General features: G+C 55.9%; 14 protein-coding genes. 10 read left to right on the plus strand and 4 right to left on the minus strand.

Annotation, left to right across the window (positions count from 1 at the left end):
* Positions 1-124 precede the first annotated feature (124 nt).
* The 4 genes from SH421x_RS07225 to SH421x_RS07240 are packed head-to-tail and all read left to right on the plus strand — an operon-like array spanning position 125 to position 6,887.
* A complete protein-coding gene (locus SH421x_RS07225) occupies positions 125-3,679 on the plus strand; it encodes a coiled-coil domain-containing protein (protein ID WP_488854743.1) in 3,555 nt (1,184 codons plus the stop codon).
* A 2-nt stretch (positions 3,680-3,681) separates the two neighbouring features.
* Positions 3,682-4,551, plus strand: a complete 870-nt coding sequence (locus SH421x_RS07230; RefSeq protein WP_488854744.1) for a hypothetical protein — start codon at positions 3,682-3,684, stop codon at positions 4,549-4,551.
* A gap of 49 nt (positions 4,552-4,600) precedes the next feature.
* Positions 4,601-5,674 (plus strand): prenyltransferase/squalene oxidase repeat-containing protein, encoded by a 1,074-nt coding sequence (locus SH421x_RS07235; RefSeq protein WP_488854745.1) that lies wholly within the window; start codon positions 4,601-4,603, stop codon positions 5,672-5,674.
* Positions 5,675-5,681: 7 nt separating this feature from the next.
* Positions 5,682-6,887, plus strand: a complete 1,206-nt coding sequence (locus SH421x_RS07240) for an NPCBM/NEW2 domain-containing protein (RefSeq protein WP_488854746.1) — start codon at positions 5,682-5,684, stop codon at positions 6,885-6,887.
* Positions 6,888-6,898: 11 nt separating this feature from the next.
* Here the strand turns inward: SH421x_RS07240 and SH421x_RS07245 are convergent, their stop codons facing one another.
* The 4 genes from SH421x_RS07245 to hemB all read right to left on the minus strand — a co-directional run bounded on the left by SH421x_RS07245 (position 6,899) and on the right by hemB (position 10,469).
* Positions 6,899-7,405 carry a DUF1569 domain-containing protein gene (locus SH421x_RS07245; protein ID WP_488854747.1) on the minus strand — a complete coding sequence of 169 codons (507 nt, stop codon included), beginning with the start codon at positions 7,403-7,405 and terminating at the stop codon, positions 6,899-6,901.
* A 137-nt stretch (positions 7,406-7,542) separates the two neighbouring features.
* Entirely contained in the window at positions 7,543-8,451 is a 909-nt protein-coding gene (locus SH421x_RS07250; protein ID WP_488854748.1) for a TatD family hydrolase, read from the minus strand.
* Positions 8,452-8,466: 15 nt separating this feature from the next.
* Positions 8,467-9,366, minus strand: coding sequence for an EboA domain-containing protein (locus tag SH421x_RS07255; protein WP_488854749.1), 900 nt, complete (start codon positions 9,364-9,366; stop codon positions 8,467-8,469).
* A 104-nt stretch (positions 9,367-9,470) separates the two neighbouring features.
* Complete coding sequence (hemB, locus tag SH421x_RS07260; protein ID WP_488854750.1) at positions 9,471-10,469, minus strand: porphobilinogen synthase; 999 nt, start codon at positions 10,467-10,469, stop codon at positions 9,471-9,473.
* A gap of 335 nt (positions 10,470-10,804) precedes the next feature.
* On the opposite strand from hemB, the gene folE2 reads away from it, so the two are divergent.
* The 6 genes from folE2 (at position 10,805) to SH421x_RS07290 (ending at position 16,571) form a co-directional block, all read left to right on the plus strand.
* The gene (folE2, locus tag SH421x_RS07265; protein WP_488854751.1) at positions 10,805-11,812 is read left to right on the plus strand and encodes a GTP cyclohydrolase FolE2; all 1,008 of its coding nucleotides are present in this window, start codon (positions 10,805-10,807) and stop codon (positions 11,810-11,812) included.
* 49 nt (positions 11,813-11,861) lie between these two features.
* Positions 11,862-12,212: a nucleotide pyrophosphohydrolase gene (locus tag SH421x_RS07270; protein ID WP_488854752.1), complete on the plus strand. Its 351-nt coding sequence runs from the start codon at positions 11,862-11,864 to the stop codon at positions 12,210-12,212.
* Between the two features lies 1 nt (position 12,213).
* A complete protein-coding gene (locus SH421x_RS07275) occupies positions 12,214-13,446 on the plus strand; it encodes a prepilin peptidase (RefSeq protein WP_488854753.1) in 1,233 nt (410 codons plus the stop codon).
* Between the two features lie 28 nt (positions 13,447-13,474).
* On the plus strand, positions 13,475-13,954 hold the full coding sequence (locus tag SH421x_RS07280) for a 6-pyruvoyl trahydropterin synthase family protein (RefSeq protein ID WP_488854754.1): 480 nt from the start codon (positions 13,475-13,477) through the stop codon (positions 13,952-13,954).
* An 18-nt stretch (positions 13,955-13,972) separates the two neighbouring features.
* Positions 13,973-14,518, plus strand: a complete 546-nt coding sequence (gene mog / locus SH421x_RS07285) for a molybdopterin adenylyltransferase (RefSeq protein WP_488854755.1) — start codon at positions 13,973-13,975, stop codon at positions 14,516-14,518.
* Positions 14,519-14,756: 238 nt separating this feature from the next.
* Positions 14,757-16,571, plus strand: coding sequence for a response regulator (locus tag SH421x_RS07290; RefSeq protein WP_488854756.1), 1,815 nt, complete (start codon positions 14,757-14,759; stop codon positions 16,569-16,571).
* The last annotated feature ends 20 nt before the right edge of the window (positions 16,572-16,591 follow it).

A 16,591-nucleotide genomic window follows, 5' to 3' on the forward strand; every position in this document is an offset into this window, starting at 1 on the left:
GGAAGCCGCCGCCGCTGGCCCGCTATAGTGATGGCAGAAGCCGTTCAATCGTAGATTAGATATGAACCACCCAATCATTACGCAGATAGAACGTATCCGGAACCGCGCTGTGCGGCTTGTCAGGTTGCGCGCGCTATTTTGGTGTATCGCTGCGCTGCTGGGGGTAATCTGCTGCGTAGCGCTGCTCGACTACCTAGTCCACAGCGAAGAATCTGGCACACGCTATTTCTTCTCGCTCGCTGCTTGGGGAGGTTGCCTGGCGATTACAGTTTATTTGTTGCGCTCCGCCTGGAAATGGCGGCCCAGCTTGCTGGCGACAGCCCAGCGGATTGAAGCGTTTTTTCCTCAATTTCGCGATCGTCTTTCGAGCTCGCTTGAGTTTCTCGGTAATGGATCGGCTACTGGTTCGTTGTCCCTGCAACGAAATGTCGTCGCTGAGACCGAAGCAGAACTGCAAAGCTACGATCTGGACGCGGCGATCAATCGCGACCTTTACAAGAAAGCGGCGCTCGTCGCGATTGGTGCGATCGCCGCAGCGTTAATTCTGGCAGTTGCGACGCCGCGATACGCGCGGATTGCATTAACGCGTTTGGCGGCGCCTTGGAGCGATGTGCAGTGGCCCCGAGTTAATCAACTGCAATTTGTCAATCCGCCGACCAGCGTCGCGATGGGCGAAAGCCTTTCGCTAGAAGTCATCGATGGCGGTGGTCAGTTGCCTGAAGGGGTGACGTTGCAAGTCGATCGCGGAGATCGCATCGAGTCGCTGCCGATGGAATTTGACTTCGCCAAATCGGTAATGAAACGAACGTTGTCCAATATCACCACCGACTTGCGCTACCGCGCCAGCGGGGGCGACGACGACGCGATGCAGTGGCAAACTCTCAAAGCGGTCGATCCTCCGCAAATCACGGACGTGCAAATCACGGTCTCGCCCCCTGATTACACCAGGTGGGAGAGCGTCGCCTCGCCGCGTGTGATATTGGCGCTGCAAGGATCACAAATCAACTTTCAGGGACGCGTCGATCAACCAATCAAGCAAGCGCGGCTTTACTTTGAAGGCCCCGAAGGACGTCGCACGATCCCTTTGGCCGTCGGTAGCGATCAGCTATCGCTGAGCAGCGATCCGGCGAACCCGTTCGAGCTAACATCGTCCGGCGTGTATTGGCTGGAAGTCGAAACCGATGGTGGTCTGGTGCGGACCGAACGAGATCGTTTCCAAGCCCGCGCGATCCCTGACAAACCGCCCGAGCTGGTTTGGCGAAAACCGGAAGAAAACATCTATGTCACGCCGACCGCCAAGATTGACCTCGCTGCGGAAGGGACTGACGATCTAGGCTTGGATCGCGTGTTGTTGCGATTCATGAATCTGCGGGCCACCGATGCTGGCGCGACAGAAGTTGAATTGTGGACCGCTCCTCAGGATGCTCTGCGCGCGACCTCGCTTGAATCGATCAGCGCCAATCCATTGCCTTCCCTCACGCTGCAGCATGACTGGCAGTTATCTCAACTAGCAGGGCTTCAGCCTGGCGACGTTTTGGAAGCGACTTTGGTCGCTTACGACCGAAAGCCGCAAGAAGGGGTGAGCCTGCCGCGGCGCATTACGATCGTAACGCCCCAGCAGATGGAAGAACGAATGGTCGCGATGCAGCGCCGCTTGATCACGCAACTGGGAGAAGCGGCCCAGGCGCAGTCCGAAGCGCGCAGCGAGACGGCGGCTGTTGAGATCGCGGCGGCCGAAGGGAAACCGCTGGGCCCGCAAGATCGCTCGCGATTGCAAAACGCCGAACTCCGTCAGCGCCGCGTGCGTCGCGAAATTGCCGATCCAAAATCAGGCGTTACCGCGCAGATTGAGAAAATTGAGCGGGAAATGGAGCAGAATGGCATCGAAGATATCGATACTCGGCAGCAACTAGCGGCGCTTCAAGAGCAAACCCAGAAATTGGCTGCTGATGAGTTAGCGAGCATCGAGAACCGACTGGGCGAAGCGAAACGTGAGATCGAGCTGGGAGAGAAAGGGTCTGCGGCAGATCGCGCCGAACAAGCTGCTGAAATGCACCGCAAGCTCTCTGAAACGGTTGAGAAGCAGCGTGAAAGCGAACGTCAGTTAGAAGAGATGATTTCGGGGCTATCGCAATGGGATACGTATCGTCGCTTTGCACTGGACCTGCGCGGACTGCGCGAGCGTCAACAAGATTTGCAAGAGCGGACGCAAGCGGAGCAAGCAGCGACGATTGGCAAAACTGCCGAGGCGCTCGATCCAGCCGAACGTTCGGAACGAAAACGACTTGCGACCGACCAGTCCGACCTAGCGAATCAGCTGGATCGAATCCAGGCGCGGATGCGCGAGATGGAGCAGCAACTAGCTGTTAACGAGCCAGCTGCGGCGGAAACCTTGCAGGACGCAATGGAGCAGCAGCGGCAAGAAGCGATCTCGCAACAGATGCGCAAGGCCGGCTCTCAACTGGCGCAAAATCAGCTCGGCGAAGCCGCCAGCGCGCAAGCCGAAGTCGATCAGCAACTGGGCGAGATGCTCGACATCTTGAACAATCGCCGTGAGCATCGCTTGAAGCAACTCTCGGAAAAACTGCAAGAGGCACAGCAAGAGCTGCGTGAGTTGGCGGCCAAGCAAAAAGGTCTCGAAGACAAACTAAAACAAGCGGCGAAAACTCCCGACGCTGCCGAGCGTGGTCGACAATTAGCGCGACTAGCGGCGGAAGCGAAGAACCTGCAAACCGAAGCAGAGCGTCTAGCGCGAAAGTTAGCGCGACTACGAGCCGAGAAAGCAGCCGACGCAGTGCGCGACGCCGCACAAAAGTTAGAAAAAGCGGCTGAAGAAGCCAACAATGATGACGCGGGCGCCGCGCTGGAAGAGCAAGATCAAGCCCAGCAGGATCTCGATGCCGCGCAGCAAGAGCTGGCCGAAAAACAACAGCAAGTCGAAAAAGACTTGGCCGAAGAGCAATCGCAGCGACTGCGTCAGTCGATCGAGTCGATGGTAATTCAGCAAAATACCGTCGTCCGCGAGATCGATCGGCTGCGTGAACTCGTTGGCCAACGAGTTCCGAACGAAGCTCAAAAACAATCGATTCGCGCGGTCTCGCAGTTGCAAAAAGGGCTGATGGCCGAAACCGCTGACTTTGCGCGTTTGATTTCCAAAGCTGCTGTTTTCCATTTGTCATTGACGACTGCGGCCGACTTGATGCGAGAAACCGCTCGCGGACTGGATGCTCGCGATCTGTCCGAGGCTACGCAGCGGACCGCTGATCAGTCGGCCATGCGGCTCGAGCAATTGCTAAAGGCCCTGGAGGAAGGGGATGCGGAAGAGAATCAACCGCAGGAAGGAGAGCAGGGGGGGCAACAAGGTCAACAGCAACAATCGCAGCAGCAGGGCAATCAGGATGGTATTAGCCAGATTGCTCAGCTCAAGCTCTTGAAGCTGATGCAGCAAGGGCTAAACGATCTGACAAAACAGGCCGCAGATCGGCTGCGGAAAGAGACTCCCCCCTCTGTCGAGCTGGAGATAGAATTAGCTCGTCTGGCGAAAGAACAGGGCGAACTGGCCGAATTGGCGTTAGAATTAACAGAGCCGGCCCAAGATGACCTCTTCCAGCCCGAAGAGGCAGAGCAGCCACCGGCAGGCGAACCGGCGATCGATGAGAAAGCGGAGATCGAGCAATAGTCATGCGAATCCTAGCAATACTCACAACCTGCTTTATTCTTGCTGCCGCAATGCCGTTAGTCGCCGATGACGCGACCGATCAGTCGTCGCTTGATCAAGAGTTGCTGGAAGGGCTGGGCGATGATCTATTTGACGGGCTCGAACTGCCCAAGATGACGCCGCCAAATTCGACAGACTCATCTGCCGCAGACAAAACCGATCCGTCAGCACCTTCCCAGGCAGACCCGCCAGCACCAGGCGAGACTGCGCCAGATGAAGCAAATCAGCCCGCTGGAGAGGATCTGGGCGAGGAGCCAGAAAATCCGCTCGTCAACATTGGTCGCCAGATGCAAACGGTGCAAGATCGCATTGGGCAAGGTCAAGCTGAAGACAACACGCTGGCTCTGCAGAACTCGATCCTCAAGCAACTGGATGACTTGATTGAACAAGCCAATCAGAAACAACAGCAACAGCAACAGCAACAGCAACAAAACCAACAACAGCAGCAGAATCAGCAACAAAAAAAAGAACAGCAACAGCAGAATCAGAACCAGCAGCAACAAAAACAACAGCAACAATCGCAAAGCGAACAGCAGCCGCAAAATGGCGGTTCTGAAACGCAGCCCCAAGAAGGGGAAAGCGAGCAGGAAATGTCGCAGCAGCAACAGAGCGACAAGGCCAATGACAGTAGCGACCAGGTGCAAGATCGTGAATACCAACTGTTGCCGCTCGAAGCGCGCGGCGCGTTGATCAAAGAAGTTTGGGGTCAATTACCAGAGCGAGTTCGCCAACAGTTGCAAAATGCTTCGGTCGAAAAATTTCTGCCAAAATACGAACGTCTGACGGAAGAGTATTTCCGTCGCCTGGCGGAACAGGAGCAAGCAGGTCAATGAGCTTCTGCTGCTGCAACCGCCGCTGGGCCGTCGATCCTAGGGAGAGGTCATGACAAAATCGAGCCGACGACAGTTTCTGACGGCGCTGGCCGCTACGCCGCTGGCTGTTGCAATGCCGTCCTGCTTGCGACCCTGTCTTGCGCAGGCCCAGCCCGAATTATCGCGTTCGGCCGAGATGATCACGCCGGAAGCTCGGACCGCGATTGACACCGGACTGCGGTATTTAGCCGAGCGACAGATCAAAGAGGGACGCGCTCGAGGCGCTTTTGGCTTTGATGGCTATCGCGCCAATACGGCGGTCGTCGCGTTAGCTGGCATGGCTTTCATGTCGCATGGCAGTTCGCCTGGTCGCGGACCGTTTGGACAAAATATCGACTACTGCATCGAGTACATTCTCGCCAATTCGCAAGAGGGAGGCTTTATCGCAATCCCCGGCGCTGCGACTCATGGCCCGATGTATGGGCATGGTTTCGCAACCCTGTTTCTGGGCGAAGTCTACGGCATGTCTGCGGATTCGTCGGTCCGCGAAAAGCTGGTCGAAGCGATTAAGCTGATCGTCGATACGCAAAACATCGATGGCGGCTGGCGCTACGAACCGGTCCGCCAAGACGCGGACATCTCGGTGACGGTTTGTCAGATGATGGCCCTTCGCGCCGCGCGGAACGCAGGCATTTATGTGCCGAACGAAACAGTTGATCGCTGCGTGGACTACGTCAAGCGTAGCCAAAATCCCGATGGCGGATTCATGTACATGTTGCAAAGTGGCGGGCCCAGTGCTTTTCCCCGCTCTGCGGCTGGTGTCGTCGCGCTAAACAGCGCCGGCATTTACGCAGGCGAAGAAGTTGTCCGAGGAATGCAGTACCTGGTCGAAAACCTGCAAAATCCTCGCGAGATCCGCAGTAATAGCCACTTCTTTTACGGACAGTACTACGCATCTCAGGCGTTCTGGCATGCCGGAGACCGACTCTGGCGGCAGTATTATCCGGTCGTGCGTGAGTATCTGCTCAGTCGGCAAACCGCCGGCGGATATTGGCCCGACTTTATCTGCCCTGAATATGGAACGGCGATGGCCTGCGTCGTGCTGCAAATGCCCAATAACTACTTGCCGATCTTCCAGCGGTAGCGCCCTCATGTACCGTTTCCGTCTCGTCATCATCGCGGTCGTCCTGGTCGCAGCGCCGCAGTGGGGCTTTGCTCAGCGGACGCTGCTAGAACAAGGTCAGATTCGTCGCGAAGCGGCGTTAACCCAGATCGAAGCCGACAACTGGAGATTTACCATTGACGGCGCAGACGCGATGATCGCGAGTTCGCAGATCGTACGCTATGGCGCTCCGGCGGCAGTGGTGAAAACGCCGCTGGTCTTGCTTCACGGCGGCGGGCGCCTCGTATTGCAGGACATCGCTTTAGCGCGCCGCGAACTGATCGGCTTTCCGACCAAAGCGTTTGACGAAGTGAAGCTGCCGCTGCGACTGATTCGAGGGATTGTTTTTCGACTGCCCTTAGACGATGTGAAACGTCAGACGCTCTTTGATCGCATCGACAGCTATGCGGGGATCGACGATCAATTGCTGCTCGAAAATGGCGATGTGATCTCGGGACTTGTCGCGGCGATCAAATCCGATTCGATTCAGTTGGAAACCACGACCGACTCACTAGCCGTCGATCGAACTCGCGTCGCGGCAATCTTGTTTGCTCCGAATTTGACGCCCAGTTCAGGCGAGTCAAGCGATACGTGGATTGGACTCAGCGACGGCTCGCTGTTGCCGGTTCGCAATGTGACTCTTGCGGCGAAAAGTATGACAGCCGAAATCGCGCGAGATGTTATTTTGCAATCAATCCCCGGCGCTCGGTTGCAGCGAGACTTGGTTTACGCCGCTCCAGTCTCTCAGCAGGTCATGTACCTGGCCGATTTGCCGCAACTGCAGGCCAAGCAGGTTTCGTTTTTGACGACGCAGTGGAGTTTTCAGCGCGATCGCAACGTCTTGGGAGGCGAACTGTCGGCCGCTGGAGTCCTGTATCGCAAAGGGCTGGGGGTCCATAGCACATCGCGATTGGCGGCGCCGATTCCGCAGGGATATCAACGGTTTGCGGCCGAGATCGCCGTCGATGGAACATCCGGCGACGAAGGAAGCGTCCGTTTTCGCGTTTACTTGGCTGGTGCAGATGGCGTTTGGAAATCGGCCTATCAAAGCGAAATCATCCGCGGCGGGATGCAGCCAGAGCCGATCAACGTACCACTGGCTGGGGCCACCGCGATTGCGCTGATGGTTGACTTTGCTGATCGCGGAGATGTCAAAGATCGGGCCGATTGGTTGTCGGCCCGCTTTGAAAAATAAGGGGTTCTCGCCTAGCGTTTGTTGGCAGGGAGCAAAAAGCTCAAGTGATGCTGACAGTGCCACAGGTGAAATTTGCGCCACTCTTCAGGCGTCAGATTGCCAAACAGCGGGGAGGGGACGAACTTACAATTCTCGTCGCTGATTCTTGCAATCGCTTGTTCAAGCTCGCTCAAGCGGATCTCATCGCCGGCGTTGGCGGTTGGCAATGTTGATTTGGGGGCTTGGGCCCGAGCTCGAATCACACCTCCTCGAAGCATCGTCGGCAAGACAAACTTCCGCAAAAAAGGCTTCGCCAGCGGAATCCAGTAGGGCGGTGGATCTTGGAATCCGTCGACCGATTGATTCATGCCGGCGGCGAGATGCTGACAGATTTGCCCTAAACTCCATTTGCCGACATGGTGATAGCCGACGATCATCAGTCGTCGACACTCATCCACCGCATCCTCTAGATTTTCAAAAACTAGCTCGCGACGTTTGGTCGTCCCGACGTCATCGCTTGCTCCATTTTTCAAAAGCATGCTCCCACCCTTTTCTTAAGGACTTGCGCGCGATCATTTTGTGTTTAAAAACAAAAAAAGAGGCCGATGTCGCACTATGGCGACATCGGCCTCTTCTCGTATCTCGTATTGTCGATCTGCTTAGCGAGTTCCAGGCGCTAAGAGATGATCTCATCTTCTTGAGGAGCATTTGTCTCAGGACGTTGCCCCCGCAGAACGCTATTTCCGGCAAACAAATCTTGTTCGTTAATCGGTGTGGGATTCAACCAATCGGATTCGTTGAATTGCCCACTTTGATTGTAAGCCGAGATCGCATTCCTGTAACACGTTAGCTGAACATCTTCGTCGGCGATACCCTGACTCAGCATCAAATTTGCTGTTTTAGTTACTGCGAGCGGGTCAGATATTCCCCAGTCAGCGGAGGAGTCAACGATGATTCGTTCGGATCCATATTGCTTGACGATTTCGACCATGCGTTGGTTCCCCATCTTCGTTTTCGGATAGATGGTGAAAGCGGCCCAGTAGCCGCGATCAAGCACTTCTTTGGCGGTTTCCTCATTGTTATGGTCGATAACCACCATATGCGGAGCGACGCCATGCTCTTCGATGATGTCCATGCTGCGATAGGTCCCCCGCTTTTTATTGCGATGGGGCGTATGAATCATCACCGGCAGCTCCAGCTCTTTCGCCAGATCCAATTGCACGCGCAGTGCACGTTCTTCGGCGGCAGTCATGTCATCAAAGCCGATCTCGCCTACCGCAACCACATTGTCTTTGGCGAGAAACAGCGGCAGCATGTCAAGCACTTCTTCGGCCAGTCGCTCATTGTTGGCTTCTTTGGCGTTCAATCCGATCGTGCAGTAATGACGAATCCCAAACTGGCCGGCGCGAAATCGTTCAAACCCGACCAGGCTCGAAAAATAGTCATGGTACGAGCCAGCGTTGCTGCGCGGCTGACCAAGCCAAAATGCAGGCTCAATCACGGCGACAATACCGGCTTCGGCCATGCGCTCGTAGTCATCGGTCGTACGCGACGAGCAGTGAATATGGGGATCGATATAGGCCATGCTGTTCCCTTTCAGTTAATTCGCGTAGGCGGCGGCGCAAACGCCGCTCCAGTTGATCTTGCCTTGATCCAATTGGGCCGCAAGTTGCGGATTGGTGCGCAAGATATCATCGGCTTCATCGGTCGCGCTGGCGGCCAGCGCCAATGCGATCGCTGCTTGTTCTACTTCCGTGCCGGAGGCGAAGATCGCCGCCATGTCTTCTAGCGCGGTTGCATTCGCGAACGGGCCAACCATCCGCCACAACTCGGCCGGAATGGGACGCGCGGCGGCGCGACGCTCATGCGCATAGTCAATCAGCATCTCGGCCAGTGCTGGATTCACACGCCGATCAAGCCCGATCATAGGATCCAGCTCGGCGCCGATAAACAACGCTTTCAGCACCATCTGATTCCAGGCCGCTTCCGAAAAGTTTTCTTCGGGAAACGGATTATGGTGAGCGATCGCCGCAAAGATAAACTTCACGTTGGTACGGAGCCCGTCGATTGCGCGTGCTACCAGTAGTTCTGGATGCGGCAGGAGCGGCAGCGCTTGAAACAACGCGACCGACTCATTCAACTCGGCCGCATTGAACAGCTTTTCTAGGCGAGCAAAGTAGGGCTCCGGATCTTCGCTAGGGATCGACAGCAGTAACAAGGTTCGCGCCGCTTGTCCCACAGTCCAGCGAGATGGATCCCAGCCGGCGCGCGCTTCGCGAGCTAATTCTAACTGTAAGTCCGACAGTTCTAGCGGTTGCTTGCCAACTTTGCGTGGGGCGAAGCCAAACCCCAAGTAGAGCGCGGTTTCATCTCCGGCTGCGACCGCGGCGATCCGATCATCCAGCCAAGCCAGCGGTGCATCAGCGACGATCGGTTCTAACCAGCCACGCAGCAGCCTGGCAGGCGTTGGGGGTGTTTTGTCTCGATTTTCGAATAGCAAGGTGGTTTGCCTTTAATGGCCGTTTATTGCTAATTAGTTTAGCCTAAGTCTTCGGCTCGACCGCTGCAAGAACGTGAGCCACCTTTTCACCGTCTGGTCAGCGGTTAGGCCAGCAGCCGGGCCGCATCTTTGGCAAAGTAGGTCAATACTCCATCGGCGCCGGCGCGCTTAAACGCCAGCAGACTTTCGAGCATGGTTTTGTCACGATCAATCCAGCCGTTGGCGGCGGCGGCTGACAACATCGCGTATTCGCCGCTGACCTGATAGGCGAAGGTCGGCGCGCCGAACTCTTGTTTAATTCGCTGTACAATATCTAGGTACGGCATCCCCGGTTTGACCATCACCATATCGGCGCCTTCGGCCAGGTCTAGCGCGACCTCACGGATCGCCTCGTCGCTGTTGGCGGGGTCCATCTGATAGGTTTTCTTGTCACCGCCTGCCAAATTGCCCGAGGAGCCAACCGCCTCACGAAATGGCCCATAGAACGCCGAAGCATATTTGGCGGCGTAAGCCATGATCTGGACGTGCTCAAAGCCAGAATCATCCAATGCGTGACGGATGGCGCCGATGCGGCCATCCATCATGTCGCTCGGAGCAATAATATCGCAGCCGGCTTCGGCCTGGATGATCGATTGCTGGCACAGCAGTTCGACCGTCTCGTCATTGACCACATAGCCATCCCGCAGTAGCCCGTCGTGTCCATGGCTCGAATAGGGGTCCAAGGCGACGTCGCAAAGGATGCCGATCCCGGGGTGGGCCTGTTTGATGGCTCGGACCGCCTGACAGACCAAATTGTCCGGGTTGATCGCCTCTTCCGCTTCCGGAGTTTTTAACGCACTGGGTGTCGCCGGAAAGATTGCGATTACGGGAATCCCCAAATCAACGGCCTGACCAACCTCGTCCACCAACAGATCGACCGAGAGGCGATCGACTCCAGGAAGCGAATTTATCGGCGTTTTGAGGCTGCTGCCGGGCTGAATAAACAGGGGCCAAATCAGGTCATTGACGGTCAACTGGTTTTCACAAACCAGCCGTCGGGACCATTCTGTGCGGCGATTTCGGCGTAGGCGAGTGTCGGGAAAGCGTCCAAAAGAGCTCGTCATGGGGTGATCACCACTTTTCAGACCGACCGGTGGAGTACAATGGCTAAAGGTTGAGACTTGCGCCTGTCAGAGGCTGCTCTGCCGTCCATTGTATCAGCCGGAATAGGTGAATCTCGGTGAATTGGGGAACCAGTCGGCACACCGGCGAAAAAATCGCTAAAATAGGCCTTGGATTTGATTTAGCTCCCCCCTTGCAACTTCTCGCGGCGTGCAGCATCTAATCTAAATAATGGTTAGTGCGGGCCGCAATCTGCGGTTAGGCGACTGTCAGAAATCAGACATCTTTCTGCACGATCCCTCGCCCTTATATTATGCCCCTGCGATTTGAGAATTCTATGTCGACTGATCTTCCTTCGTCCGATAGCTCCTCCTCGAATTTGGTTGATGCGCCTGCCGCTCGCCCTTTTTCCTTGGATACGCGGACCAGCATGTTGCCCGATGTTGCCGCAGACGCCGCACCGCTGGTGCAAGGCAAGCTAAACCGCGTCGGGATGTCTGGGATTGAGGTTGCGATTCGATTGCGAGATAGCGGCGGCGACATCATTCGGACGCCGGCCCGTGTGGATGCCTATGTCAGCCTTGACGATCCCGAGGTAAAGGGGATTCACATGTCTCGGCTGTATCTTTCCCTTCAAGATTCACTCGACGCCGAGTTTGGGCGCCCCCAGATCGAAAAGATCTTACAGCGATTTCTGGAAACGCATCGCGAGATCAGCGCGACCAGCTATCTCCGCTTTAGCTACGAGCAAATGATCCGTCGCGAGTCGCTGCTTAGCGATCATTCGGCTTGGCGAAGTTACCCGGTCAAGATTGAAGCCTGGTCCACTGGCGGCAAGGTGACCTACCGTGTGCATGTTCGGCTGACCTACTCGAGCGCTTGCCCCTGCTCGGCGGCATTGGCGCGACAGTTGTTGCAGCAGCAATTTGAAGAGCAGTTCTTTGGCCATCAATGGCTCTCGACCGCATCTGTTCTAAATTGGCTCGGCTCTAACGAAACGTTCATGGCGGTGCCGCACAGCCAACGTAGCCATGCCGATATTACGATCGAACTGGACGATTCGCGCAGCGACCTGCCGATTGACGAATTGATCACTTGCACCGAAGGGGCGCTTAACACCGCTGTTCAAGCGGCGGTCAAGCGTACCGACGAACAAGAGTTCGCCCGGCTCAACGGCGAGAACCTGATGTTCTGCGAAGACGCCGCGCGTCGTTTAAAGAACGCCGTCGATTCGATGTCAGGGATCGTTGACTACCGCATCCAGGCGAGCCATTTCGAGAGTCTACATCCGCATGACGCCGTGGCGATCGTCACCAAGGGCGTGGCCGGCGGATTGACCGCCTAGGCGATTTGGTTCTGTTCCTCTTTTGTCGCCCTTCAAGATTGCGAAGCGTATGACGTCTGAATCCTCTGCTGACATCACATTGCGATCGGCGCAAACCGAAGTCGACGCGTGGATTCGGACGATTGGAGTACGCTACTTCTCCGAGCTGACGAACCTGGCGCAACTGGTCGAAGAAGTAGGGGAATTGTCGCGGATCATGTCGCGAACTTACGGCGAGCAAAGCTTCAAAGAAGGGGATCGCCGCGGTGAACTAGGGGATGAGTTGGCAGACGTCCTGTTTGTTTTGATCTGTATTGCGAATCAAACCGGAGTCGATTTGACCGCCGCGCTTGCCAAGAATCTGGCTAAGAAAACGGGACGCGACTCGGAGCGTCACATCAACAACCCGAAGTTGCGCTGAAATGCCGCGTGCTCGACAGAAAAATCGCCTCCGGCAGATCGTCGGCGCAGCGCTCGTGATCTTTATCACGATTTTGATTGCGTGGCCGGCGATTGAGTTTTTGGTCCGTAGCTCGGCCCCACATCGACCAAGCGAAGCGATGCAGCGGCTAGAGCGACTAGCGGTCATGCGCGATTGGATGATGGGCGTCTTCGGTTTCGGTTGGTTCTTTAGCGTTGGCGCCGTGATCGGCAGCTTTTTGAATGTGGTCGTCTGGCGCTTACCACGCGGAAAATCGGTGGTTGATAAGCCTTCGAGTTGTCCGTATTGTTGCACCAAGATTCGCGCGCTGGACAATGTGCCGGTGCTCGGTTGGATCAATCTCGAGGGAAAGTGTCGCGCCTGTCGACTGCCTATTTCGGCTCGCTATCCGCTGGTTGAAGCGACGATGGGGCTGATCTTTGTCGTGCTGCTGATTGTCGAGCTATTGTCTGGCGGCGGAAATTTGCCAGGTGGACCGATCACCAGTGGACGCGGGTTTGCTGGCGTGGTGTTTGAAACCCGCTGGCCAATCATCCGCATGTACGCCTATCACGCTGCTTTCTTTTGCTGGCTGTTGCCGTGGGGCTTGATTGCCTGGGATCGCCAGCGAATTCCACGCTCGACGATTCTGGTCTCTGCGCTGGTTGGTTTTGGCGCTCCGCTGATTTGGCCAGGTCTACATCCCGTCGCCGCGATGGAATCGCTTGCGTCGCCAAGGATGTTGGAACTGTTCACCACCCTGGCGGGAACGATCGTAGGGGCATTGCTTGGACTAGCGGTGCATCAGTTAGAAAATCGAACCGAGGATGATTTGACCCGCGGTTGGGCGCTGCCGACGATGCTTAGCATGACGGGGCTGTTCCTCGGCTGGCAAGCGGTGGTGACGATCGCAGCACTGGTATTGCCGCTGTATGGAGCGGCGAGTTTGCTTGCGTCGCGACAAGGCAAGTTTGTTCGCCGCGGCTTGATAGAGCTTCTGATGTCGGCCGTGACGCTGACTTATCTTTGTTTTTGGGGGGACATTGCTGGTCAGGTTTGGCTGCCTAGTGAGGCTTGGTCGATTGTCGGCTTGTGTGTAGTTGTTCCCTTGTTGCTGCTTGGCACGGCGCTGTTTACCGTCGTCAAACGCCCTCTCGGCGCCGATTGGCGTCGATTTCAAAATCAAGAAGCGGTTTCGCCTCCGCGAACCGAACCGGTAGAATTCATTTTGTAAGCAATTGTGTTTAGAGGGAGATGGAAAGATGAGCCTGGTTATTATGCGGCGCATCAAGTTTTGCGCGGGTCATCGTTTGTACAAGCATGGCGGCAAATGCGAGTTCTTTCATGGCCACAACTATGTCGCGGACTTTTATGTCACCGCCGATGAAGTCGATGCCGTAGGGCGCGTGATTGATTTTGCCGACCTGAAGGCGAAGTTCAAAGGTTGGCTCGACGAACATTGGGATCACGGTTTCCTGCTGAGCGATCAGGATGACAATGGGATTAACGCGATCAAGCAAGTTGTCCCTTGCAAGTATTTTGTCATGCCTTATAACCCGACCGCGGAGAACATGGCCCGTTATCTGCTTGACTACGTCTGTCCTGAGTTGCTTAGTCAGTCGAACGTCCGCCCGGTCAAAGTGATCATTTGGGAGACCGAAGACGCCTTCGCGGAAGCGCATGTCAGCAGCGAGGGCGGAGGAACGTCGTCGGCTGCGCTCAGCACTGTCACGGTCGATTAAACGCGATAGGTCGTCAGTATGAATGCCCAACCGCCAGCGGTGATCGGGGTCGTTACGGTTTCGGATCGCGCCAGTCGCGGCGAGTACGAAGATCGCGGCGGCCCGGCGATCCAGGCCTATCTCGGTGAGATTCTTACGTCTGCCTGGATCGCGGCGCCGCGCGTGATCCCGGATGATCGCGCCGTGATTGAGCAAACCTTGCGGCAGCTGTGCGATGAAGAACAGTGTTGCTTGGTGATCACGACCGGCGGCACAGGTCCGGCGCTGCGCGATGTAACGCCGGAAGCGACGGCAGCGGTTTGCGACAAGCTGATGCCTGGCTTTGGCGAACTGATGCGGAAGGTCTCGTTGGAAAAAGTGCCGACGGCTATCCTTTCGCGGCAAACTGCCGGAATTCGCGGGCAAACGCTGCTCCTCAATTTGCCAGGGCAACCGAAAGCGATCGCCGAGTGTCTGGATGCGGTCTTTCCGGCGATTCCTTACTGCATTGATCTGTTGGAAGGCCCTTATCTCACAACAGATCCCATGCGAGTTCTGGCATTTCGGCCCGCTAAGAAAGCCTGATCGGATGCATTCGTCATAATCCGCGTGATCAGAAAGATACCGCTAGTTTGGCGGCTACGGCAAGGCGCATCTCGCTGTCTGGGATTAGTTGCGCCCTACATTTCGGCAGCGACGTCTAAGACGCCGCAGCAGGTTTTAAGCGAAGTGATGCGTCAGCAAGTTGTGCTGACCTTCGCTCGCTTGTGGGTAGCATCTGCATGGGGCACGCGCAGTGAACGTCACAACTTTCGAAAGCAAAGTGAATCGTCGCATCTTAATTGTTGATGACAATCAGGCGATTCACGATGATTTCCGCCGGATTCTTGCAAATAGCAGCAACGCGAATGTCTCTCCCAGCGACATCAAAGCGCTCTTGTTTGAAGAAGAGACGTTGGCGGCGGATGAGTTGGATTTCGGGTTCGAGATCGAATCGGCCTTTCAGGGAGAACAAGGGCTAGAGATGGTCGCTGCGGCCGAACGAAACGGTTTGCCGTTTGCGATGGCCTTTGTGGATATGCGGATGCCGCCGGGGTGGGATGGGCTAGAGACCATCAAACGGATCTGGCGAGACCATCCGGATCTCCAGGTCGTCATCTGTACGGCCTATTCGGATCATTCGTGGGAATCGCTCCTCTCGGAGTTGGGCGAAACCGATCAGCTGGTGATTCTGAAAAAGCCCTTTGATGTGATCGAAGCACGCCAATTGGCGATTGCATTAACGAGGAAATGGCAGCTAACGCAGCAGGCCCGCATCCGCATGGATGAACTCAATCAGTTGGTCGAACAGCGAACGGCCGACTTGATCAATGCGGCGTCAGAACTGAAAGAGACAAACGATCAATTAGTGGAAGCGAGTCGCGCTGCTGAAGCGGCGAATCGCTCGAAGAGCGAGTTTCTCGCAAACATGAGCCATGAGATTCGGACGCCGATGACTGCGATTATTGGTTACGCGGAAGAGTTGCGCGAAACGAGCGAATCTGAACCTGTGTCGAAAGACCGCGTCTTCGCGCTGGACACCATCTTGCGCAACGGTCATCATCTTCTGCAAGTCATCAATGACGTGCTAGATCTCAGCAAAATCGAGGCCGGCAAGCTAGACATCTGCCTGCAATCAGTTTCGCCGGTACGGATCGTCTCGGACGTGCTAGCGCTGATGCACTTGCGCGCCGCGCAAAAAGGGGTACGACTAGAGAACGAATTCGATGGTCCAATGCCGGTAACGATTGTGACGGACGTGACCCGACTACGACAAGTATTGATCAATCTGATCGGCAACGCGATCAAGTTTACGGATGAAGGGATGGTTTCACTACGTACGAAATTGATCGATATCGGAACTGACAATCCCCATTTGCAATTTGAAGTGATCGATTCCGGCATCGGGATGTCTGCGGAAGAGATGCAACGGATTTTCCTGCCGTTTGAACAAGCCAACAACTCGATGAGCCGCAGGTATGGGGGAACGGGTCTTGGGTTGTCGATTAGCATTCGACTAACCGAACAGCTGGGAGGCGGGATGCACTGCGAAAGCAGTCCTGGCCACGGCAGCATCTTTCGCTTTACGATTGCAACCGGCAATTTATCCAATGTCGAGATGACCAGCTGTGCCCAAGATCTCAACTGGACGCCGGTCACTAGCAGCTGCATGCCGTTGGCGTCGCTCGCTTTGCAGGGACGCATCTTGTTGGTGGAAGATGGCCCTGACAATCAGCGGTTGCTTCGCCTAATACTGGAGAAAGCAGGTGTCGCCGTCTCAATCGCCGAGGACGGGCGTGACGGCAGAGACATGGTGCTGACCGCCCGAACCCAAGGGGTTCCGTACGATCTGATCCTAATGGACATGCAAATGCCGATCATGGACGGCTATCAAGCGACTCGCGCGCTACGCAACGACGGAGTTCGCACGCCGATCATCGCGCTGACAGCGCATGCGATGAACGGAGATCGTCAACGTTGCCTGGATGTCGGCGCTGATGACTATCTGACCAAGCCGATCGATCGTCGTGTGTTGCTGGAGACGATCGCGCGTTACCTTGAAGCGGCCCCTAAACCGCCATTGCAGCCAAGTAAATAAAGACCGCCAAAGGTCGGCAC

This window comes from Blastopirellula sp. SH421 (assembly GCF_057808535.1).